The organism is Streptomyces sp. 2-1, assembly GCF_048564895.1.
In the GTDB taxonomy this organism is placed as follows: Bacteria; Actinomycetota; Actinomycetes; order Streptomycetales; family Streptomycetaceae; genus Streptomyces; species Streptomyces phaeochromogenes.
In genome coordinates this window covers 11,445,477-11,467,029 of sequence record NZ_CP183383.1, presented here as the reverse complement: position 1 = coordinate 11,467,029, position 21,553 = coordinate 11,445,477, and the positions used below count along the sequence as shown (strand labels likewise).

14 protein-coding genes and 1 pseudogene are annotated in these 21,553 nt (G+C 66.2%); 6 read left to right on the top strand and 9 right to left on the bottom strand.

What is annotated here, in order from left to right:
* The gene (locus ACN20J_RS49920) at positions 1-1,014 is read right to left on the bottom strand and encodes a DNA polymerase Y family protein (RefSeq protein ID WP_419669100.1); all 1,014 of its coding nucleotides are present in this window, start codon (positions 1,012-1,014) and stop codon (positions 1-3) included.
* A gap of 92 nt (positions 1,015-1,106) precedes the next feature.
* Between ACN20J_RS49920 and ACN20J_RS49915 the strand changes: the two genes are divergently transcribed.
* From ACN20J_RS49915 to ACN20J_RS49905, 3 genes are all read left to right on the top strand, one after another.
* Entirely contained in the window at positions 1,107-1,481 is a 375-nt protein-coding gene (locus tag ACN20J_RS49915) for a DUF6233 domain-containing protein (protein ID WP_190232674.1), read from the top strand.
* Between the two features lie 63 nt (positions 1,482-1,544).
* Positions 1,545-1,757, top strand: coding sequence for a hypothetical protein (locus ACN20J_RS49910; protein WP_190232673.1), 213 nt, complete (start codon positions 1,545-1,547; stop codon positions 1,755-1,757).
* Positions 1,758-1,839: 82 nt separating this feature from the next.
* Positions 1,840-2,058 (top strand): DUF6207 family protein, encoded by a 219-nt coding sequence (locus ACN20J_RS49905; RefSeq protein ID WP_373315006.1) that lies wholly within the window; start codon positions 1,840-1,842, stop codon positions 2,056-2,058.
* Between the two features lie 107 nt (positions 2,059-2,165).
* Here ACN20J_RS49905 and ACN20J_RS49900 read toward each other — a convergent pair whose 3' ends face one another.
* The 4 genes from ACN20J_RS49900 to ACN20J_RS49885 form a co-directional block, all read right to left on the bottom strand.
* On the bottom strand, positions 2,166-2,990 hold the full coding sequence (locus ACN20J_RS49900; RefSeq protein WP_190232671.1) for a DUF899 family protein: 825 nt from the start codon (positions 2,988-2,990) through the stop codon (positions 2,166-2,168).
* Positions 2,991-3,203: 213 nt separating this feature from the next.
* Positions 3,204-3,488, bottom strand: coding sequence for a hypothetical protein (locus ACN20J_RS49895; protein WP_190232670.1), 285 nt, complete (start codon positions 3,486-3,488; stop codon positions 3,204-3,206).
* On the bottom strand, positions 3,458-4,123 hold the full coding sequence (locus ACN20J_RS49890) for a DUF6207 family protein (protein ID WP_246575752.1): 666 nt from the start codon (positions 4,121-4,123) through the stop codon (positions 3,458-3,460). Before ACN20J_RS49890 ends, ACN20J_RS49895 begins: the two co-directional genes overlap by 31 nt.
* A gap of 333 nt (positions 4,124-4,456) precedes the next feature.
* Positions 4,457-5,113: an HNH endonuclease family protein gene (locus ACN20J_RS49885; protein ID WP_190232669.1), complete on the bottom strand. Its 657-nt coding sequence runs from the start codon at positions 5,111-5,113 to the stop codon at positions 4,457-4,459.
* 873 nt (positions 5,114-5,986) lie between these two features.
* Between ACN20J_RS49885 and ACN20J_RS49880 the strand changes: the two genes are divergently transcribed.
* Positions 5,987-6,949, top strand: a complete 963-nt coding sequence (locus ACN20J_RS49880; RefSeq protein WP_190232407.1) for a site-specific integrase — start codon at positions 5,987-5,989, stop codon at positions 6,947-6,949.
* A gap of 99 nt (positions 6,950-7,048) precedes the next feature.
* On the opposite strand, the gene ACN20J_RS49875 is transcribed toward ACN20J_RS49880, so the two are convergent.
* From ACN20J_RS49875 to ACN20J_RS49860, 4 genes and pseudogenes are all read right to left on the bottom strand, one after another.
* Positions 7,049-7,324 carry a hypothetical protein gene (locus ACN20J_RS49875; RefSeq protein ID WP_190232406.1) on the bottom strand — a complete coding sequence of 92 codons (276 nt, stop codon included), beginning with the start codon at positions 7,322-7,324 and terminating at the stop codon, positions 7,049-7,051.
* A complete protein-coding gene (locus ACN20J_RS49870) occupies positions 7,324-14,472 on the bottom strand; it encodes a polymorphic toxin-type HINT domain-containing protein (protein WP_372505633.1) in 7,149 nt (2,382 codons plus the stop codon). The genes ACN20J_RS49875 and ACN20J_RS49870 overlap by 1 nt, the downstream gene beginning before the upstream one ends.
* Before the next feature lie 330 nt (positions 14,473-14,802).
* A pseudogene (locus ACN20J_RS49865) lies at positions 14,803-15,144 on the bottom strand (transposase); the annotation flags it as partial.
* A 480-nt stretch (positions 15,145-15,624) separates the two neighbouring features.
* Positions 15,625-18,756: an NACHT domain-containing protein gene (locus ACN20J_RS49860; RefSeq protein ID WP_372505632.1), complete on the bottom strand. Its 3,132-nt coding sequence runs from the start codon at positions 18,754-18,756 to the stop codon at positions 15,625-15,627.
* Between the two features lie 655 nt (positions 18,757-19,411).
* Here ACN20J_RS49860 and ACN20J_RS49855 point away from each other — a divergent pair.
* Together ACN20J_RS49855 and ACN20J_RS49850 are read left to right on the top strand one after the other, a co-directional pair.
* The gene (locus ACN20J_RS49855; RefSeq protein WP_419668780.1) at positions 19,412-20,440 is read left to right on the top strand and encodes a hypothetical protein; all 1,029 of its coding nucleotides are present in this window, start codon (positions 19,412-19,414) and stop codon (positions 20,438-20,440) included.
* A gap of 254 nt (positions 20,441-20,694) precedes the next feature.
* The gene (locus tag ACN20J_RS49850) at positions 20,695-21,315 is read left to right on the top strand and encodes a hypothetical protein (RefSeq protein ID WP_419668779.1); all 621 of its coding nucleotides are present in this window, start codon (positions 20,695-20,697) and stop codon (positions 21,313-21,315) included.
* The last annotated feature ends 238 nt before the right edge of the window (positions 21,316-21,553 follow it).

Below are 21,553 nucleotides of genomic sequence, written 5' to 3'. Positions count from 1 at the left end.
TCAGGAGACACGCAGGAACGAGGCGGCCGGGCCGATCGCACCGGGCCCGAACTTCGCGCGGATGCGATCGCTGACCGCTTCGGCGACCAGCCGGTCCTCGCGCGCCTGGTCGAGGCTGATCTGCTGCGCGACCTGGTCTGCGTCGACCAGGTCCTCGCCCCTGAGGACCAGCCCGGTCAGGCGGCCGCGCTGCAGGCCCGCAGCATCGACGAGCTGGTACACCATCGTGCGCAGGTCGTCGTCGTGCGCGGAGGCTTCCGGCAGGCGGCGCGTCTTCTCCCACGAGGTCCCGCCGGCGAACCGCAACGTCAGGGTGAGGCCGCGGGCCACCTGGCCGCGGTGGCGCAGCTGGTGGGCGAGCTGCACGACCAGGTCGAGCAGGGCCGCGCGCACGGCGGCGCCGTCCAGGGTGTGTTGGGCGAAGGTGTGCCGCACGGTCAGGGTGGCTGGCAAGGCGCGCGGGGCGACGGGGCGGGGGTCGACGCCGCGGGCCCGGTCCGCGGCCACCCGTCCGGCGCGGCCGCCGAGCAGGCGCTGCACCGTGGCCGGCGGAACCGCGGCCAGCAGCCCGACGCAGTGCACGCCGTACTCGCGCAGCGCCGCCGCCTGTTTCGGGCCGATGCCGTGCAGGGCTTCAACGGGCAGCGGACCGAGCCAGTCGGCGACCTGGTCGGGGTCGATGGCGAGGACGCCGCCGGGGGCGTCGACCTGGCCGGAGGCGGTGGCCGCGACCGCGATCGTCGGCCCGACGCCCACGCGCACGTCGACACCCAGACGCGAGAGCGTCCGTACTCGCAGCACCTCTCCCAGTCGCCGGGGACTGGTGCCGTGGTAGCGCAGCGCGCCCTTCAGCTCCACCAGGGCTGCGGAGGGGGGCAGCGCCTGGACGACCGGGGAAAACTCCGCGAGCAGTTCCAGGACCTGCCGGTACGTCTCTTCCGGCAACCGGTCGGGGCAGCGCACATGCAGCACACTCGACACCCGCTGATCTCCCGACACCGCTTCCGCCGCCATGGCACCCACCTCCACTACACTCACCATATAGAACTAGTATTCGAACACGCGAGAGATGCAGCCCCCACAGTCGAAGATCCCCGGGACGGACCATGCTGGACGACCTGCCCCCTGACCTGGGCCGACTGCACGCACTGAGGGTCTGGCATGCCATGTGGCTGCAGCGCATCGACGACAAGATCGCCGCCCTTCAGAAGCGGGAAGCGGAGCAGGAACGCGGGCGGCAGGTCCGGCCCGAGGAGCCGGAGTGGGTCGTCGAGCTCGGCATCGGTGACGGACGGCCGCCCGCCGAGGTCCACGTGGGCGGCTGCTACGCCGCGGGCAAACGACGGCGTCCGGTGGGCCGGGACGAAGCCCGCCGGCTCCTCGCCTCAGGAGTACGGGCCTGCAGTCATTGCCAGCCCGGCACCGCCCTGGACATCCTCGACTTACCCACCCGCCCGGCCCTCGCCGCTACGGCGCGCTGACCGGCCCCGCCCCTCCGGTCACGTTCACTGCACCCGCCCCTCCCCCAGAACAGGCCGTCCCTGATGACCAGTACTTTCCCGCCACCGATCAGTGAGCCGGACCCGTCCACCTTCACCTGCTCCGGCAGCCAGGCCGGCCCCTGCTCCGGCTGCCAGCGCAACACCCACAGATACGGCAGCGGAGGCCTGCCCCTGTGCCACTGGTGCATGACCACCGCCCGCGAGAACTGGGGCACCGGCGTCCGCTTCAACAACACCCGCACACAGACAGGCTGACCGGCAGGGCTTGCGTGACCAGCCTCCACACGGCCGGGTGAAACGGCCCGGACCGGAGAACTCCTGCGAGCGCCCGCGCGTCATGCCGTGCATGGGGCCGATCAACGAAACACACGTGGCAGAACCGGGACTCGCCGTAGTCGACGTCGTCGCCGCGGACGACGACACCGCGCTCGCCGTCCAGCAGCTGCTCGCCACACGGTGGGCGACCGCGACGGCGGACCGTACGACCCGCGAGCCCGGCGAGCCGGGCGTACGGCTGCGCTGCTACCTGGACGTACGCCAGGAACTCACCCCATAGCACCGGTCACACTCGGGGCCAGCGAGCGTCTGCAACGCGCTGACCTGCCATGGTCGGAGTCATGGTCCGGTGTGCGAGCCCATGGTCGGGGTGGCAGCACTACGACATCAGTGACAGTTGTGAGGCATGGGCGCTGTTCCTGTCTCCGCGGTTCCGAGGTCGTCGGAGTGTCCGGCGTGGATTCGCGGCCACTGAGCGGTGGGGCGTCCGTTGGTCCGCATGTGCGCCGACTCCCTGTCAACCTGCGGTTGCGGCCAGCCGGAGGGCGAGTCCTCCCACGGCTCCTGGCGCCCGTACACGGTGAGGTCCATGAGCGCGTAGCTGTAGTCCAGTGCCTCCACGCCGCGGCGCGACGTCCAGTAGGTCTCGAAGACGCGGTCGCCCTCCCGCACGTAGCACACGAGGTGCATCAGGCCGAGCTCGCGACCGACGAGGAGCGCGTCAAGGGAGGGCTGTGCCGAGTACCACGGCATGTCCCAGCCCATGAAGTCGCGATAGCGGACGCTTTCGTCGTAGGACACCTGGGCATCGGCCGGGCCGAACGCTGTGTTGCGGCCCTGGCTGAAGACTGCGTAGGTGATGTCACGGGAGTGCAGGTAGGACAGCTCGCCAGCCTGGCTGAGGAACAACGTGCAGCCCTCGCACTGCTCGGGCGCGGGCCGGCCGGGCCACCACATGAAGTAGTAGGCGATGAGCTGTCGACGTCCTTCGAACGCGTCCAGCAGAGTCACCGGCCCGTTCGGTCCGATCAGCTCAAGACTGGCATCCACCTCCACCATGGGCAGGCGCCGGCGGGCCGCCGCGATCGCGTCACCTTCGCGGGAATGGGCCTTCTCCCGAACCCGCAGCGCATCCATGTCGGCCTGCCAGGTGTCCCGGTCGACGACCTGCGGCAGCACAGAAGTGTCGTTGTCCTTCGAATCATCGTTCATGATCGCCTCCTGGATTCAGTCGTGACCGTGCGTGGCGCCTCCCCGAGGGCACGCGGGTCGTTGCGGCTCCCCGTCAGTCCCCGATGGGCCCTCATCATCCTCGCGCCGCAGGATGAGAAACCCCGGTCCGCGTATCCAGTACCCGGCAACCCGACGGGGTCGTTGCCCCAATCGCACGGCTGCGCACCATATCCGCGAGGAGAGCCGGCTTCCTTACCTGAGCAGTACGAGGTGTCCGGGCTCCACTCCATCGATCGTCTCAATGGCCGTTCCCGAGGTGACCCAGGCGCTGGTCGGTCTTTCACCGGCCGGGATCTGGAACACGCCGTGGACCGGTCCCTGGCTGCCCGGGTTGAGGCCGAACGTGGGCGCCACCTCGCCTCTGTCGTTCCAGTACTGCGCATAGTCCGAGGAGTAGCCGGCGTCCTTCTGCGATTGCGTGTACCGGACGTCCCCCACGTTCAGGCTCACGGTGTTGTCGGCATCCCAGACCGCCATGCTCTTTCCGACGTTGCATACATGCATGACCGCGTCATAGCAGGCCAGCGCACAACATCGAGGAGGCCGATCCGGGCTCCGGTAGCCCTTCCCTGCCCCGCCAGCTGCAGTGCGACCACTTCGCAGTCTGGGACCAGTCCCGCGCCCAAGCAGCCTTCGTTCGCGCCCTGCCGCCGCTCCGTAGCGCACTGCCCGAACGAAGCCACAGAATCCTGCCCTGACTTCACCCGCAGACCGCACACCTCGGCGGCGGGTGTGGCACCGTGGACCTCAAACCTGGTCCGCCACTCCCCCGTGGTGGCGGACCAGGCCTCATGTAAGCCGCCAGTCAATGCCCCCTCCGAAAATCTCTGCGTCAGGACCTGCCGCAGGTCGACGTACATGCGCAACCGCGCGCCGGGCTGGCCTGCATCGCGAGTGGTGCGGTCGACGGTCGCGGCCCATGTTTGGGCGATCGCGTTCTGGAAGGCGTACACGGTGTTGTCGTCCAGGCCTGCCGCGTCGAGGACGAGCAGGCCGGGTTCGGACAGATGCGTTTCTTGAATGGGATCCACGTCTGTCAGTACGTGTTCGCGCAGGGCAGGGTTCTTTCCAGGCGTCAGATTCACCCGACCGAGTGCGTCGACCAGCACCATCGGTCTCGGATCCCTCAACGCCCAGTCGCCTCTGCCCATCCGATGGCACTGTATTCGTCGGCAGTGGCGCGCTGCCCCTCTTGATCATCGTCACCGTCCTGCCGCCGGCCGCGACGCGGCCACTACCCATACCGCTCCAAGCCCAAAGCGGTAATGACAACTCGTCAACAATCAGTCTTTGCTGAACGGCAACGGGTAGCCAAAGCGCGGATCTGTATCTGATGATCAGCAAATGCGTCCCTGTTCGCGACGCGCCACCAGGTCTCGAAAGCGGTTCGCAGCCCGCAGATACCCGCCTCTGCCGAGGCGCGCACGAGCCAGCCGATGATTCTGCTATGGCGCCTGCTCGTAGTCCACCGTTTCTTGCCCGCAGCCCTCAGCGATCTCCGAGAGGGCCGACCGTTCGCGGTCATCGACGGCCAGCTGCCAGCGCAGCTTCGTCGCCACCCACTCCGCGGTATACGTGCAGCGGGCGTCCAGCAGTGGGGGCATCCAGTCGGCCGGGTCCTGGTCAGCCTTGGACCGGTTGCTGCGGGCAGTGACGGCGACCAGACTGCGATCGGCGCCGAGGTCGTTGGCGTACGCTTCGCGGCGCTCCGGTGTCCAGGTGGAGGCACCGGAGTCCCAGGCTTCAGCAAGCGGCACCATGTGGTCGATGTCCAGGCCGCCCGGCGTGGTGAGGGTGACGCCGTCGTAGTACGAGTACCACTCACCCGTCGTCACCTTGCAGCCCGATTCAACCGTGGGCTCAATGCGCGACTCGGCGATCAGCACCTCAGCACGGGTGTTACAAGAGTCCTTGTCGGCGTCCGTCCAGTGCTTGAAGCTGGTGCGCTGGTAACCGTCACGGGACTCGGCTCCGGACGGCAGCAGCTGGACGGCCGCGGCCAACCGTAGCGGCTCTGCCCGCACCGCGTGGGCGGAGGTGGGTGCAGCGGTGAGCGGGAGAGCCAGCAGAGCGGCAGCAGCGACCGCAATCTTCGAGAACATAATTCATTGCTAGCTGTGTCAGACCTCAACCCGCCCGAACTCCCGTCGGCTGTCACCCGGGAGAGGGGAATGGTCATACCGCATGCGGCCACAGCAGTTCTGCGTGCCGTAGAGCGCCCGGCAAGACAAAACGCCGACAAGGCCCCTGCTCTGGTAGGTTGAAACGTCGCGCACTTGCCGCAACAGTCCGAGAGCCCCGCGGACAGACTGGTGTCCAACCACAGGGGTACGGTCCTCGTGGCCGAGGCGGAGGCGCTGAATGGCTCCTTCACCCGGAACGTGCCCGCAGGCAGGCAAACGCTCACCGGCGAGCACGGCGGTGCCCCGTGCCAGCAGGCGGTCGCTACCGTAACGGCTGGTGCTGTCGCCTCCGTACAGGTGATCTGCCAGCGCCGCTCCTCGCGGACGACCAGTAGGGCCTACCCGTCGAAGGACTGCGGAGTGCAGGACCAGCTGCGGGACTTGATAAGCCGCTCGGCCAGGTCATACGCCGTCGTCGGTTCCATGCCCGGGGCACTGTACGGCGGCTGGTGAACACGGCGGAATGGCACGTCAGCTGCTGCACGACGGCTGACCCGGCCACGTAGAGCAGCAGTTCGGGCCTCCACCCGGTCACGGAGGCGGAATGTCATGGAACCCCACCCGCACCCGGCGGACGCTCTCGTGTAGTTGAGACGCTTGAGTGGATTCTCGTGACATTTACGACCGCACCAGGAGATCGCCCCCTCAGCAGTACAGGTGCACGCGTCACCCGGCTGAAATCACGCACGCGGTGCGGGTGAAAGTAGAGGACACGTGCGGCTCAAGTTCCGTGCAGCAGGTCGTAAGGGCTCGCAGAGAATCAACATGCGGGTTTGATCTTCTTCGGGCGGTGTGTTCCGTACCGGTCGAGGTGGACGGCCACATCAGTCGGGGTGCGGAAGCTGGCTCCGCACCACCTGCCAGTGCTGCACCCACGGCCTCGACACGGCGCGCGATGAGTCCCGCTGCTGCGCCGCCGGAAAATGCTGCTCCAAGCGGCTCTCACCGCTGACCCTGACCTACGTCCACTCCGTACTCAAGTCCGCCCTGGAGCACGCCGTCCGCGAGGAGGAGATCCCGCGCAACGTCGCCCGCAACGGCACGCCCCGCCCCCGCCGCTTCGAACCCCTCACCGCGGAGGAAGCACGCAAGTTTCTGGCCGCCGCCAGCGGTCACCGGTTGCAGCCGCTGTTCGAACTTGCTCTGCACACAGGGCTCCGCAAGGGCGAACTTCTCGGCCTACGCCGGGAAGACCTCGACCTGGCCGGCGGAACCGCCAGCATCCGACGCACCCTCCAGCGCACCAACTCCGGCGGCCTGACCGCCCTCCCCACCAAAACCCAGAGCTCCGAACGGCGCATCGCCCTGCCCACGCCGTGCCGGCGTTCCCTCGAACAGCACCGCGCCCAGCAGCGCCTAGAGCGAAAAGCGGCGGGCGAAGTTGGCAGGACAGCGGCTACGTCTTCACTCGTCCCAACGGTGCCCCCGATCGAAGGGGCCACCCTCACCCGGCACCTCACCGCTCTGCTTCACCGGGCCAGACTCCACCGCATCCGGTTCCACGACCTCCGTCACTCGGCGGCGACCCTCCTCCTGGAGCAGGGAGTGGAACTCGTCGTGATCAAGGAACTCCTCGGGCACGCCCACATCGGCGTCACCGCCACCGTCTACGCCCACGTCCGACTCCGCCTCTGCCTCTGCCTCCAACGCGACGCCATCGACCTCCTCGGCCACGCCCTCCGCAACCCCACCGAGACCACCGGAAACCCCGAAGACAGCGACGAACCACCCCTCGCCGGAGCCGCCGTGCGCTGACGTTGCCGTCAAGGCGGGCCTGCGCCTCGAAGAGACTCATTTCGAGTCTCGCGCAAGCCCGCCTTTTCGAGCACCGAAGGCCCTCGCTTCGAACACGCGTCAGCGCAGAAGTGAACGCATGCGCTGCGCAATTTCTGCCGCCCCCGCTTGCACCTGAGCATCACTAAGCGTACCCGGGATTGGATCGCCCTCACCCGCATAGTGATCATGCGCCAGATAAAACAGGTCAGTGGCCAACTGATAATGGTCGGGCGACGGATACGATCCCGAATAGTGCTTGTACAGAGGAAGGCACACCGTCGAAAAATCAACTGCCGACAGCCTCCCCTCTGCGACGGCAGCGGCAAGCACCAGGAACGGCTCTAGCTTGGCCATTACAGCTTCCCATGCATCGTCAGGTACCAGAACTGGTCTGATCCTGGATCTGACTTCCAGGCGCCTAGCATCTTTCCACTATCGAGGTCAACAGAGACGTGGCGTCCTGAATTCAGATCCACATAATGCCGAGCCGGCGTTCCCCGATAGGTTCCCGCGATCTGAACATTCCCAGGGTTCTTCACGAAGTCCCCTATCGCGCCTACGAACGCTTGCTTGGTCGCCTTGCTTTCTTTCCCCATGATTCCGAAGTCTTCAGCGTGCTTGAAGTGGTGGGGAATGCTGTTCGAATCAATCCACGCAGATCCACAGCCGGGACCACTGTTATGCACGAGAACTGGGGTGTCCCCAGCGAGTACATAGTACGTGTGCAGGTCATCGACGGTGAGGTTGTAGGTCGTCGCGTGCTGGGTGTACGCCCGGTTCCCGGTGACGATGACCGTGTCGCCGTCGTCGGTGAGCAGGGTCATGCCGGGGGTGAGGTCGCCTGCTTCGGTCCAGGCGTTCTTGGACGGGGACCAGAAGGGATGCTCGTGCGTCGCGGTGAGTTGGTCGATGCCGTCGTCGGTGGCGATGGACAGTTCGTTGAAGTGCTTGTCGTCCTGGGTGACGATGAGGCGGGTGACCTCGCGGGCACCTGCTTCGCCGGTTTCGGGGTCGGTGGCCCGGACCTTGTCGCCGGGTTCGATGTCCTCGATGTCCTTTGTGGTGCCGTCGGCCATGAGGACGTCGGTGCCGGCCAGGAAGCACTTACTGCAGCCACTCTTTTTGTTTTTGGAACGTATGCCGCCGAATCCGACGCCACCTGCCGGGCCTTCCCCGCCCTCCGCAGCGGCCGCAAAGCCACCGATCATGGCAGCACTCTGCCCCCAGTTCAGTCCTTCGGCGCAGTCCCGGCCTGCCGCCACGCAGGCGTTGCCTTTCGCGCCGTTGACTGCCGATGCATTCAGAGGGCCTGAGCTGTCGGCGCAGGATTCACGGCCGTAGTGGCACAGTTCGTCGATCTTGTCGTAGAAGGCCTGGATGTAGACCTGTGCCTGGTCCCAGCCGACGGGAACATAGACGGTCGGGTAGATGGCGACATAGCCGTCGTTGTTGAGGTCGACGCCGGAATCGCCCTCCTGCTGCCACGACCCGCCGATAATGGTCTCGGTGACCCACTTCTTGTGATCTTCGCAGTCGTTGGTGCAGGAGCTGCCCACATCGGCGTCCATGAGGCCGCTGGGGTCGGAGCGGTTGACGGGGTCGTTGACGCTGTAGCTGTAGGCGGAGAGGTTCTGCGGCTTGTACGGCGCGCTGAGCGGGTCGGGGCTGAGGAAGCGTCCGAGGCCGGGGTCGTAGGCGCGTGCGCCGAGCAGGGACAGGCCGGTGCTGGTGTCCTCGGTCTTGCCCAGGAAGCCGTTGTCGGTGCCGGTGGGCAGGGTGCCGCTGCGTTCGTCGCCGAAGGGGGTGTAGCGGCGTCGGGTGGACGTCCCTGTGGAAGCGTCGACGGCGATCTGTGTGGAGGCCTGGGTGTCGGCGGTCAGGTAGGTGAGCTTGCCGTTGGTGGCGGTGGTGCCCTCACTCGTGCGCATCGCCACGGTCGCGCCGCCGACGGTGTAGTGGCGGGTCGCGGTGACCGTGGAGCTGTCCGTGCGCAGTTCCGTGCCGCCGAGAGAGGCAACGGTCTCTGCCGGGGTCGTGCGGACCAGGAGGTTGCCGTCGGCGTCGTAGGCGTAGCGGGTCAGTTCGCTGCCGCTGGTCCTGGTGGTTTTGACGGTCGAGAGTTGGGCCAGCTTGGCCCAGGTGTAGTCGACGGTGGTCTTGGCTGCGGCGGTTGTGCCCTGCTCGATGCGCTGGAGCATCGTGCCGTCGGTGTCGTAGGTGAAGGTGTCCGTGCGGTTGGTGGTGGTACCGGTCTTGTTGAGGATCTTGCGGACGCCGTGTGGCCAGTCCGCGTTGGGCGTCGTCCAGGTACCGGCATCGTCGTAGCCGGGGTAGAGGTAGTCGCGCAGGGTGGCGGTGCCGGCCGAGTTGGTGTCCGTGGTCGACTGCAGGTTGCCCATGCGGTCGTAGGTGTAGGCGGTCTGGTAGGGGCTCGTGCCGGTGTAGTCGGATGTGGTCTGTGCGGTGTTCGCGCAGATGCCTGCCGTGGCGTGGGTGAACGCCCGGGTCAGACGGCTCTGGTCGTCGTAGCGGAAGCACTGTGACTGGGCGCTCTGGCCGGTGGCCTGCTCGCGCAGCTCTGTGAGGCGGCCTGCCAGGTCGTAGTCGTAGGTGTCTTTCTGGGTCTCGGTGACCAGCTCGTTCACCGAGGTGGTGGTTGCGATGGTCTTCAGCCAGCGGGTGCCGTTGCTGTCGTCGTAGGCGTAGCGGCGTTGGGCCTGGATGCCGTTGCCGCCGAACTCGGCGCCGTAGTTGCGCTCCACGAGGCGGCCGTATGCGTCGTAGGCCGTGCCGTCGATGTAGACGGAGGTGCCAAGGGTGCTGGTCAGGCGGTTCGGGTGACCGTATTCGTCGTACGTCGTGGTCACCGTCTCCGCGGCGAGGCCGCCTGCGGTGGGGTAGGCCACCTTGGTGATGTGGTCGGCGGCGTCGTAGGTGAGGGAGGTGGTGTAGTCGCCGGCCAGGCCGCTGACACCGGTGGGGAGGGTGACGGTGCTGCTCAGGGCGCGGCCCCGTGTATCGAAGGATCCGGCCTTGGTGGTGTACGTGTTGCCTGCCGTGTCACGGCTGGTGGTCGAGGTGACCTGGCCCTTGCCGTTGGGGATGTTCAGGCCGTCCCAGGTCCAGGCGGCGAGTTCGTCCGAACCGCTGGAGATGGCTGTCTTGCGGCCGAGGTTGTCATATCCGTAGGTCAGGACGGTCTTGGCGCCGTTGCTGGTCGTCTTGCTGATCCGGCCGTTCACGTCGTACTCGGTCGTCGAAGTGCCGGCGTCCGGGTCATCGGTGGTGAGGCGCTGTCCGGCCCAGTCGTAGGTGTAGTAGGTGTTGTTGCCGCGGGTGTCGGTGATCTGCTTCAGCTCACCCTTGTCGCTGTAGCCGTAGGAGGTGGTGTAGGTGGAGGTGCCGCTGTGCTCGACAACCTTGGACACCTGGCCGTAGACGTCGGCGTAGGAGTCGGTCGGTGCGCCCTCGGCCGGCTGCACGACCGTGTGGTCACCGTTGTACGTGGTCGTGACGAGGCCCTCGTCCTGAGTCACCCCGTACGCCTGGATCCTGGAGGTCACCGTGCGTCCTGCCCAGTCCAGAACCAGGTCGCTGTACGAGGGGAGTTCGGCGGCCTGGGGGCTGGAGGGGCCGCCCGAGCCGGCGGTGCCCTGGTTGCGGAAGACCGCTGAACTGCCGGTGGCCTGGCCTGCGGAGTCGTAGCGGGTGACGGCCACCTGCCGGTAGGGAACGGTCTGCTTGGTCGCCGGGTCGAGGTCGCTGGGCAGCGGGGTCTGCGTCTCCCGGTCGCGGCCGAGGCCGTCCATGTAGGCGTGCGAGGTCAGGTACGCCGTGCCGGACTGGAGGACCTGAGTGGTCACGTGCGGGTAACCGTCGACCGCGTCCGGGACCCCGGAGCCGTTGGTCGACTTGGGAACGCTGTAGCTGAACTTCATCGACGGCGAACTGCCGGTCTCGGTGGGCTTCCACACCTCCACGACGCGGCCCGCCGAGTCCAGGGTGACCCGGGTGGAGTTGTTGTTGGCGTCCCTCACGGTGGTCGGCGCGCCCCAGAAGCGCGACGACCACACCGTGGAAACGTGCGCGCTGCGCGCGGAGGCGGTGCCGTCCGGATCCGGGGTTGTGGTCGTGGTGCCGTCCAGCGGCCAGGTGTTGGCCGGGCTGTACTGCGTGGTGGTGCGCTGGTGCTTGCCGTCCTCGTTCCACACCACACGGCCGGCGTCGTCGTAGCCGGACCACGTCGACCGGTAGCTGCCCGCCTTGGTGTAGGTGCGCCCCTCGGTGGGGTTGCCATCGACCGGTTTGTTGGCAGCCACGCTCGTGGCGTCGTCGTACAGCGTGGTGGCGTAGCCGTCCTGGTTGCTGTCGGCGATGCTGGAGCAGCCCACGGAGTAGTGCTTGATCTGGTCTTGGAGGACGGTCCAGCGCTGGGCGCCGGTGGAGTCGTAGTTGTCGGTGTTGTAGGCGCGCCCGTAGGTGGTGCAGCGGTTGTCGGAGACGCCGCTCTCGCCCTGGTCGTCGGTGCGCATGGGCAGGCCGAAGGTCGTGGAGGCGCCTTCGGTATCGTCGTATTCGCTCTCGACGACATGGGTCCGCCAGCCACCGGTGATCTTGGTGTTGGTGGTGGTCTTCTTCTCGCGGACGAAGCGGGCGTCGGGCAGCCCGTCGTACTGGGCGGTGTTGTGGTCCCAGTACTCGTGGTAAGTGCGTTCGTGCGAGGTGTCGGTATCGTCCCGCAGGGACGTCGACAGGGTGCGGCCGGCGAGCCAGGCGTGGTCGGTGTAGTTGTTGCCGTCGCCGTCGTTGACGGTGACCGTTTTCGTGGCCGACGTGTCCGTCTTCGACGTGCGGTCGCCGTCCAAGCCCCGGTACAGCCAGTACTTGTTCGTCTTCTGGCCCGTGCCCGCGCCGGTGGTGACCTGGACTTCCTGATAGCCGCGCCAGTCGGACCACGACTCGTCCTCGTCCTTGGTCAACGGGTCGTTGGTGAACCGCCAGCCGGCCCCGTCCTCGTAGGTGTACGAGGTGGTCATTGCCGGGGCGCCGTCCTGGTTGGTGGTGACGGTCGGGTCGACCACGACCCTAGTGACCAGGAACTTCTTGAACCAGCCAGTCTTGGACTCGGTGTCGCCCTCAGGGGCCCACTTCTGCCAGTAGCAATCCTGTGTGTTCGATGCCTGCGACGGCAGGCTGTTGATGTCGCAGGCGTTGGCGAAGCCGTAGGAGACGGTGGTCGTCGCGCCGAGGTCGCCGTGAATCTCCTGGATGCGGGGAAAGTTGAGCTCGGTGGAGCCCACCTTGTTGTCGAGGTCGGTCCGATTGAAGTTGATCACTGGGAGGACGAGGTCGTCGCCGTCACCGGCGCTGCCGTACGTCTTGCGCTGCACGTAGTCCAGCCACAAGGTCTTGCCGACGGTGCCGTCCGGGTTGGGCATGCCGTACTTGTTCTGGTACTGCTGCACCAGGTCCCAGCCCGAGCCGTCCTGGTCGCTGACGTAGGTCTTGATGTCCCACAACATGTCCGTGGAGAAGAACGTGGGGTAGTACGTCTTGCCTGCGCAGTTGTAGTCCGCCGATGTGCCGTCACACATCAGGTCGATGGGCACGTCCGGATACGAGGTCGGTTTGTCGTCGAAGGTGGGGCAAGTGGCTGGTGCGTCGCGCAGCGGGTCGTTCTCCTGGACCCGCTCGATGCACCGGTTGACGTGGCTGAGCTCAACCTTCGCGGGGACCTTGCCGTCGGCGATCTGCGAGGACCAGCCGTACTGGATCTCCTTCACATACCCGGAGGACACGTACTCGCGGGCCTTGTCGGTGTTCGCGACCGACCGGTAGTGGTTGTACTCCTTGTCATAGAAGTACATGGTCTCGACCTCATTGGCGGTCACCGCCCGGTCGAGATTCCAGCGCCAGGCCTGGGTGCACGGCTCGGGGAACTGGTCGTGACACGGCTCCCCTGCATCGTTGCCGACCACCGGGACGGTGAAGACGGACGCGGTGGCGGTGCTGGTGCGCTCGGAGCGGCCCCAGCCGAAGTAGTAGCGCTGGCCGTCCTGCGTGGAGATCACCCAGTACTCGCCGTCACGGCCAGCTCCGTGGCCGTTGAACAGCCGCTGCACGCGCCAGCCCGGGTCGTCCTTCAGGTGGTAGGCGCCGCTGCCGGTGTTGTCCTGGATCAGTTCCGAGGTGACACCGTTGAGGCTGATGACGTACACCGCGCCGGACGGCTCGGCGGCCGAGTTCGGCGAGTCCCAGCACATGTCACCGATCGTGGGCAGACCATCCTCGGTGCAGTTGCGATACCGCCGCTCGATGAAGCCGACATTCAGGTCCCAGCCCATGCCCGCCCAGGAGGCCTGGTTGTTGCTGGCTGAGGTACGGCCGTCCACCGACTGCGAGTTGTACGACATCGCCAGCGGCGGTGCCTCGCCCATCGGCGGCTTCGGTAGCTGAACCGGCAGGCTGTAGCTGAACGCGCCGGACCCGGTGGACACCTCCCACGAACCGGTCGGCGACAGCGTCGAGGCCCGGTAGTCGCCTGCGTCCGAGGACGAACCGGAGGTGACCGCGTACACACTCGCGCCACTCGTACCCGCCTCGCGCATCAGCTGCGGCGAGGCTCCTTCCGGTGTGGTGTCAGCGGCCGCCGTCACCGTCGCGGTCAGAGTGCCTGTGTCGGTGTTGTTCTCCACCGGCACGAACTCACGGTCCGTGCAGCCCTCAGCCGCCGGCGACTCAAGCGCGCACGCGGGCAGCTTCACCAGGCGCAGCCGGTCGGCGAAGTCACCGCCGTAGGCGTACTTGAAACCCGAGTAGTCGATGTCGACCTGCACCTGGCCCGGCGCGTCGACGCCATCGGTACGCGTGACCTCCAGACCCAAACCGATACCGCCGACTGGTGCCACAGCCTCCCGGTCCAGCACCCGCACAGTGACCTGTTCAGGAGAGACGGGGTCGGCGTCCGCGGCAGGCTCGTCCAAAGGCGACGGCGAAGCAGGGGCCGTGGGATCTGAGGAGGCCGAGGACGTGACGGCAGGATCGGGACTCGGGACTGCTACTGCGTCAGAGGGGCTGGGGTTCGGTGAAGTGGATTCCTCGTCCACGGGCCGGGACGCACGCAGTTGGGCCTCGGCGCCTGCTTCCGCCGCTACGGGAGCGACTTCCACGACCTCGCCGATTTGCGTGTCAACGTTATCGCCGGGCGTGACCGATACCGACGGCTCGGGTATCACCGTGCCCGGATCTCCAGGCGCCGTCTCCGACAGATCGACCGTCGCCTCGGCCGCGCGCGGCCACTGCGGAGCGGGCAGCGCCTTGCCGACCTCCTCGGCCTGCTGAGTTGGAACGGACCCCAGTGGCTGCGAGGGCACGACCGGTGTCGGATCACCAGCGGCCGCAGCGGCCTGCTGCGGCGTCACCGCCGCAACCGTCGACAGCAAGCCCGCCAGCAACACACCGGCAAGACCGACCGAGCCAAAACGCACACGCCGAGCAGCCACTCGAACTCCCACCCCATGCCACCCGCAACACGCGCGAGCCGCAGTCCAACAGACCAGACATCAGCATCCAGGCAGGCCACAGCCGTGCTCCCCAGCACGGTGACACGTGACCCGCCAAAGAATTTGATCAATGAACCGGGACAGTAACCGCTGTGAAGGCCACGTGAACAGGGGGCATGAGAAACGGTTCCCCTCCCCCGTAGTGACCTACGCCACACTCACGGCCGCAGTGGACGGAGCATTGCTCCACGCCCGCTACCCGCCACACAGCAGCCAGATAGAAGCCCTGGACTTCACGGTCGACGTCGGCGCTGGCTTATGCTGATCGTTTCAGAATGCGGTGCGGAGTCGCCCCAAGTAGATTATGGCGCAGGCGAGTTGGAGGAGTCCCTGGTGGAGGTCGGCGCGTATCTCGTAGCGGACGCGCAGGCGCTTGAACTGGTGCAGCCACCCCAAGGCTCTCTCTACCACCCGACGGGTCTTGCCCAGGCCTGAGCCGTGCGAGGCGCCGCGTCGGACGATCTTCGGGACGATGCCACGGACCCACAGGAATCGGCGATACTTGCGGAAGTCGTAGCCTCGGTCGGCGTACAGGCGGTTGGGCTTGTGGCGGGGACGGCCGCGCTGGCCCCGGATGTGCGGAATCGCGTCCAGGAGCGAGATGAGCTGGGTGGCGCCGAGCGGGTACACCGTCTCGGCTGTGGCGCGCAGTTGGGCGAGGTGCTATCAACGCTGTTCGCGGATGTTGTCTATCTGGGCGCGCTCGCCGGGGCGATGGCATCGGCGTCGACCCGGGCGAGGTAGTACCGCTCGACCTGGCGGACTTCACAGCCGCCGACCAGTTGGGCGATGATGAGCAGGCAGGCACGGTCTTCAGTTGCGGCGATCAGGGCTTCGACACGTCATGATCACTCGGAGGCCGATCCTGCCTCAGTTCCGTTCAGTTCGCGAACCCCATAGCCTCATCGGCTACCTGGACCAGCATCAAGCCGGATAGACCTTTGAGCGAGGCTGCCCTGCCGCGCAGCCGTCGCGTCGCCGTTGACGGAACGGTCTCCCGGAACAGCTGCTACAACTCATCCAGCACGAGACGCTCAACAAGACTCGTCATGACCTGGCCAACGACGAATACATTCAATGAAAACGATGCATTTAGCGCAATGGCGGCTCTCCCCAAACGAATGTGCCGTTCTTTCCGGTGATTTCGACGTATAGATCATTCCTGTCATTGAGGTTGTCGAAAATATCTGGCCGCACATCGTCAGAACAATGGACGATCAACTGCCGGGTCACTTCCCATTCCCGGAAGACATCCAGCTCAATCGGCCCCCCGGTAACATTCATAGTTACTGCGAGTGCCTTCACCGGCCGACTGTGCGACATGAACTCCGAGACTGAGTTCAAACGCAGGTTCAACCGATCTAGGGGTGCTGCCGCAGCGAGTGCGGCCCAGCCGTCAGGCGTCAGACAGCTTCCGTTCAGGGAAACCTCCCGGAGAGAAGTGAGCATTTCCAGGCCAGTTGGCACCATGGATCCGCCCACGTCCAGGTAGAAAAGTTGCTGAGGAAGGAAGGAGCTTTTGAAAATATTCCCCGTAGCCTCTCTTGGCGCGAGCGAGAGACGTCTCAGCGTTCCAAGGCCACGCAACTCAGCACAGTCGGAAGGGTCGAAGCCGATCAGATGGAGCTCTTGAAGAGCTCTAAACCGACCTAATTGGCCATCGGCCACCTTGTGGTGAAGCTCGTCGAGCTCTTCTGTGTGGGTGAGGTGGAGTTTCCGTACGTGGTCGACCGGAAGATAGCCGAGCGCGGTTTCACCGGCGGGGCCGTAAAGCCGGAACGTCGCGTCCTTCGAAACGTATTGCGCCGCCATCGCTTGCTCGACTGATTTGACGTCCACAATGAAGAATCCGTCGCAGAGTACCGTTCGCGCGTACTCCTCGGAATCGAACCGGTCCCACGCCGCCGCAAGCTCGGCCCGGACAGAGAGCAGGCGGTGACCACTGAATTTCCCCAGGTAGTGGAGGGCCAAATCACCGCCGACGAGACTGGCCGCACGCACCACGCAGGGAACGGTCTCTGCATTGAGCGACGCGAGATTCTGTGGGAGCAGCCCGAGTAATACCGAGCCGCTCTTGGCCAACTGCTCCGCGTCCTCCATAGTCCCGGGCGGTATCAGCTCCTCCGTACGCCGCTTCACTTCCCGCCGTAGTGAGCCATCCAGCTCGACGGTGTGCTCCAGACAGGAGGCTGCGAGCAGGGTCAGCCGCTGCTGGCGGCTGCGCCGCCCTGGCCGGCGGGCGTCTGCCCGTTGCAGCAGCTTCTCAAGCAGTAGGGCGCACTCGATCGGGCTGGCGTGGCCAAAAGCCATGCGGATGACGTCGTGCCACTGATCGTCCTCCGCGTTGCGGGCCAGCAAGCCGAAATCGCGTCGTTCTACCGCCTCCTTTGCGGCCAGATAGTCTTGGAAGGTGCGGTGGATGAAGTCGAGCAGCCCCGCTCCTGGCTCCCGTAGTACCCCGCTGCGCCGCAGCAGGTAGCGCAACACTCCTATGGCCCGCTCTGGCCCAGCAACGCTGGGCATGTCCGGGAGCACATCGCGGATAAGCCTGATCGCAGTGTCCTGCTCGGTCTCCGTCTCACCGTTGACCACAAGGTAGTACGCGATCTTCTGCAGCAGCGCGATCTGCTGTCCTTCGCCAATCGACAGGGACTCAGGCGATCCCATCCCACGTTCCCGATCACGCCGCCCCAGCAGCATCGACAACGCAGCGGAGTACAACTCCTTACGGCCGCCGGGCACATACCCTCGCCGAGCATGATTGAGCGCACACACCAGTGCACACATCAAGGGGTTCATCGCAAGCCTGGCCAAATCCGGGTTCGAGAAGACAGTGTCCAGGAGTAGCTGCCGGTGCTCGTCGACCTCCCCGCGCTGCTCATCGTTCTCATAGGTCGAGCACATAGCATCGTGCCACTTACCGATGAACGTCCGTACGTCCTCGCGGCCCATCTGCCGCAGCGCGAACTCGTCGAAACCGTGCGGCCGGAGCCAGCCCTCCGGAACTGAGTCGGGGCGGGCCGTAATGACGTACGGAATGTCATCCCAGGTCATCATGAGCTGGCGCAGCCAGGTCAGTACCTCATCGCGCCGGGCGATCGGCACTTCGTCGACGCCATCGATGAGCAGGATTGCCCGCCGGGTATCGAGCAAGTGCTCGGCCCACCCCGGCGGTGCGGCGCGCGGCATGCCCATCCGGGCAAGAAACTCCCCAGGCTGAGGGAGGGCATACGCGTCCCGAATCAGATGTCGGAGCATCAGGACGAACGGTACGCGGCCGTTGAAGTGGCTGAGTTCCTGCGGGAACTCGTTTCGCGCGGCGGTGACCGCCAACCACTGAATCAGCGTCGTCTTCCCACATCCCGCAGGCCCACGCACGAAGATTCGATTCCGTCCAGCGAACGCCTGCTCAACGCGTCGCACCCCGTCCGTTTGCCCGCACTCCCGAGCCCAAGAAAATCCGCCCATCGGGTCACGCGTTACAGATACGCGTTCCTCGGCTACATCGACGACCTCCAAACTCAGGTACGTCATATCCAGCGGCCACTCGTTGCGCTCACGCTCACCGAAGTCGTCGACTCCGAACAACCGCAGCCTGCTGTATGTATTGACTACGTAGTGACCGTACCGGTCCCGGAACTCTGCTTCCTCGGCGCTGCGGTCAGGTATTAGATCGACTACCCGATCTAGCCGAGCGTTGATCTGATGGAGCCGCCGGGTCTGCTTCACCAAGGTGTGCGGGATGAAGGTCGACCGCTGGGTGAAGAAGTTCAGGATATGCAGACAGCTCAATTCCAGCAGACTCCCGTACAGGGCGGTGCCGTCACCTGACAGGTATTGAGTTGCTTCCGGCGAAGCCCTCCGCAACTCACTGGCGAAAGCGGCTGGCTCCATCGCAACGGCATCCGCATCGTCCATCTCAAGCTCGCCCAGCGCCAACAACGTCCGCGCCAGCGCATCCACCACCGCCCCGTGTTCGCCTTCCAGTATCGGGGCCTCCCCCGGCTCTACCGTGCAGGCACGCTGTACCAGGTTCGCCAGCAGCTTCCGCACATCCTTCTCCGCCAGCCTCCGCTGTTCGCCCTGCAACGAAACTCGGGCCGATATTCGTACGGGCCGGTCCACCAGCCCCGCCCCCGGGCCCTCGGCGACAAGTAACCTACGGGCGACGGTAACAGCGACGGAGGACGCCGCCTTCGTCGCGGCGGTTGTGAGGATGGGCATCACGGGTCCCCGCATCGTGATTGTGGGCTTACAGGTCGGCAGTGCCAGCCAGTACAGCACGTAGACAGACGCGAGGGAGCACTACTAGCGAGGTCACCCTCGAACGCGTCTACAGCGTCACCAGCCTGACGTCTCACCAGGCGGAGCCGACCTAAAGCAATGCCGTGACTCCGTTGGTGATCTTGGGCGGTCAGGTGATGGCAAATCCGGCTGTGCTGCAAAGAGTTTCATGCGACCGTGCTCTCGTAGCCGAGTTCCTTCAGGGTGCGGGCTACGACGAGGTAGTCGATCTCGCCGGTGCCGGGTTCGCGGCGGCCGGGGGACGTCGGCAACCTGAATCTCACCGATCAGGCCCAGGGCGTAGGCGTTGCGAACCAGTTCGATGAGGTTTCCCTCGCCGATCTGGGCGTGGTAGTGGTCCAGGTCCATCCGCAGGCCGGGCCGGCTCACCGCCTGGACCAGGGTGTCGGCGGCCGAGTTGAGGTTCTCCAGGGTGTTCGCGTCCTCCAAGTTCGCGCCCCGCAGGTTGACGTTGAGTAATTCCGCGCTCCACAACGGTGCAGGATCAGCGACGCAGCGTGCCTGGCTCCCGTTTCCAGACGTCTGGGACACGGAAGTTCAGCGGCACTGAACAGATCGGAGGACGACGAGCCAGATGAGGCTCTCCACGCATGACACGGTGCAGCGCATCTGGACCATACAGCTGCACTCGCGGCCGCGAGGACTGCTGTTGAGCTGCCCTCACTGCGCACTTCACGGCTACCGGCCGCCGGCCTCCTCCGCACGGTCGGCCGCGCTGACCCATCTGGCCCGCCATGCCCAACACGACGCGCTGCCGGGGCATTTGCGGACCTGCCAGTGCCGGGCGCGGGGTTACTCATGGCACCTGCGCCGCCGCGGCTGCGCCGGCCCGGTGCTGCTGGAGCTGACCTGTGACCGCAGCGGCCGTATGTGGCGCCTTGCGGATGCCTGTGCCGCCTGCGCGGCCGCCACCAGTTACACCGCCGTCGTACCCGACACACTGCCCGGTCCGGCGCCCACGAAGGCGACAAGTCGGACAGCCCGGCACAGCAATCCCCTTCACGGGCCGGGCGAGCGGCTGTGCGTGAGGGAAATACTCACCTACCTTGCGGTGGCCCTGCCCCGATACTCCTCCCCCGCCGCCCGCCTGCTGGCCCTGCAGTGCGCGCTGCGCGCCGACCATCAGGGGCATGTCCGGCTCCCCAACGGCTTCCTGCGTGGCATGCGGCTGCGGGGCCGCACCGAACTGTGGAGTGAACTCGAACACGCCAGATGGCTGATCTGCCCCGCTCGGCCACACTCCCCCATGGAAACCCGTCTGTTCGATGCGGCCATGCAGAGACAGGCATCGGGCCGCGGCGCGCGTGTTCGCGCGGCCCGCTGGGCGCTGCGCCCCACTCCCCTGGCCACGCCGCGCGAGATGGCTCCCTCGGTGCAGCTCACCGCGCTGACACTCGCCGCCCACACCTGCGACAGCACAGGGAGCGCGGAACTCGACCTCCTCACCCGCCTGTGCGGCCAGTCCCCGCAACAGCTGGAGGACATCCTCGACCAACTCGTCCGCTCCCGCCTCCTGGCCAGCTGGCGGCACATCGGCGACGAGGAGATCTCCTGGCGCTTGCCTCCCCAGATCGGGGTGGGCCGAGCAACGGTTCAACGGTGACAGCACGGCTGCCAGTTACTGGTTGAGGCACCCATATCTGCCGGCTGTCCTGCCTTGATGGGAGAGTGACACATCACTCAGCACGAACATCTGGTTCCACTCGTGCGTACTATCTCTAAATTCCTGCAGGCTGCCGCAGTGGTGTCCTGTTGACTGTCCGGTCATCGCAGACGGGATACCTCCCCACCATCCATGAGCGGATACGGTCCCTGCTCCTCACCACCGTGCCCGCGCACTACTGAAGGGCCAATGTCATGTCCGAAAGCCAGGCCAGCAGTACAGAATTGACCTCGCAGTACACCGCCCAGATCACAGGTGACCTGGAGCGCAACACCAAGGAGCAGGAACGCATCGGCGCGGAAGTCGAAGCCCTGCAGGAGCAGCTGCGCACTCTGCAGCATGACCACACCGTGCTGGTGAACATGCAGCAGGCCCTCGGCGGCGCGACCCCCGCCAGCGAGGCAGCCACCAAGGCCGCTGTGTCCGTGCCCAGCCAAGCTCCCGCCAAGTCCAAGCGCAGCAGGCCGAAGAAGACGGCCGCCGCGGGCGCGGGCAAGGCGGCACCCAAGAAGCCCGCCGAGGCCTCGTCCGCAAAGGCATCAAAGGCAGCTGGCAAGCCGTCCCTGGTCGATCTGATCCGCAACCACCTCAAGCAGCAGAACGAGCCGCGGTCGGCGGCCGAGATCTCCTCCGCACTCACCCAGGCCCACCCCGACCGCACCATCAAAACCACCGTGGTGCGCACCACGGTCGAAGGGCTGGTCGCCAAGAGCCACGCCCACCGCACCAAGCAGGGCTCATCCGTCTTCTACACCGCCGCCACCGCCCCGCAGTCCACCGAGGCCGAGCCGCAGCCGAAGGCAACAGCCGGCTGAGCAGCCGCCGGAGCACCCACCACACGACCACCGGGCCCGGCTCCGGTGTCCCTCGGCCGGAACGTCAGCTTGGCATTCATCGCGCACCGCCTCTGGATGTTGGGTCAGCACAGATTCGCCCTCAGAGGGCACCACGGCGACGATTTCGTCCTGAGTCGGAAGGGCCCGGCACAGGTCCCGTACCAGCGCGGGGCCGAGCGCGGGGTGCTCCCGGGCGATGCTCAGGAAGATCCGGGCG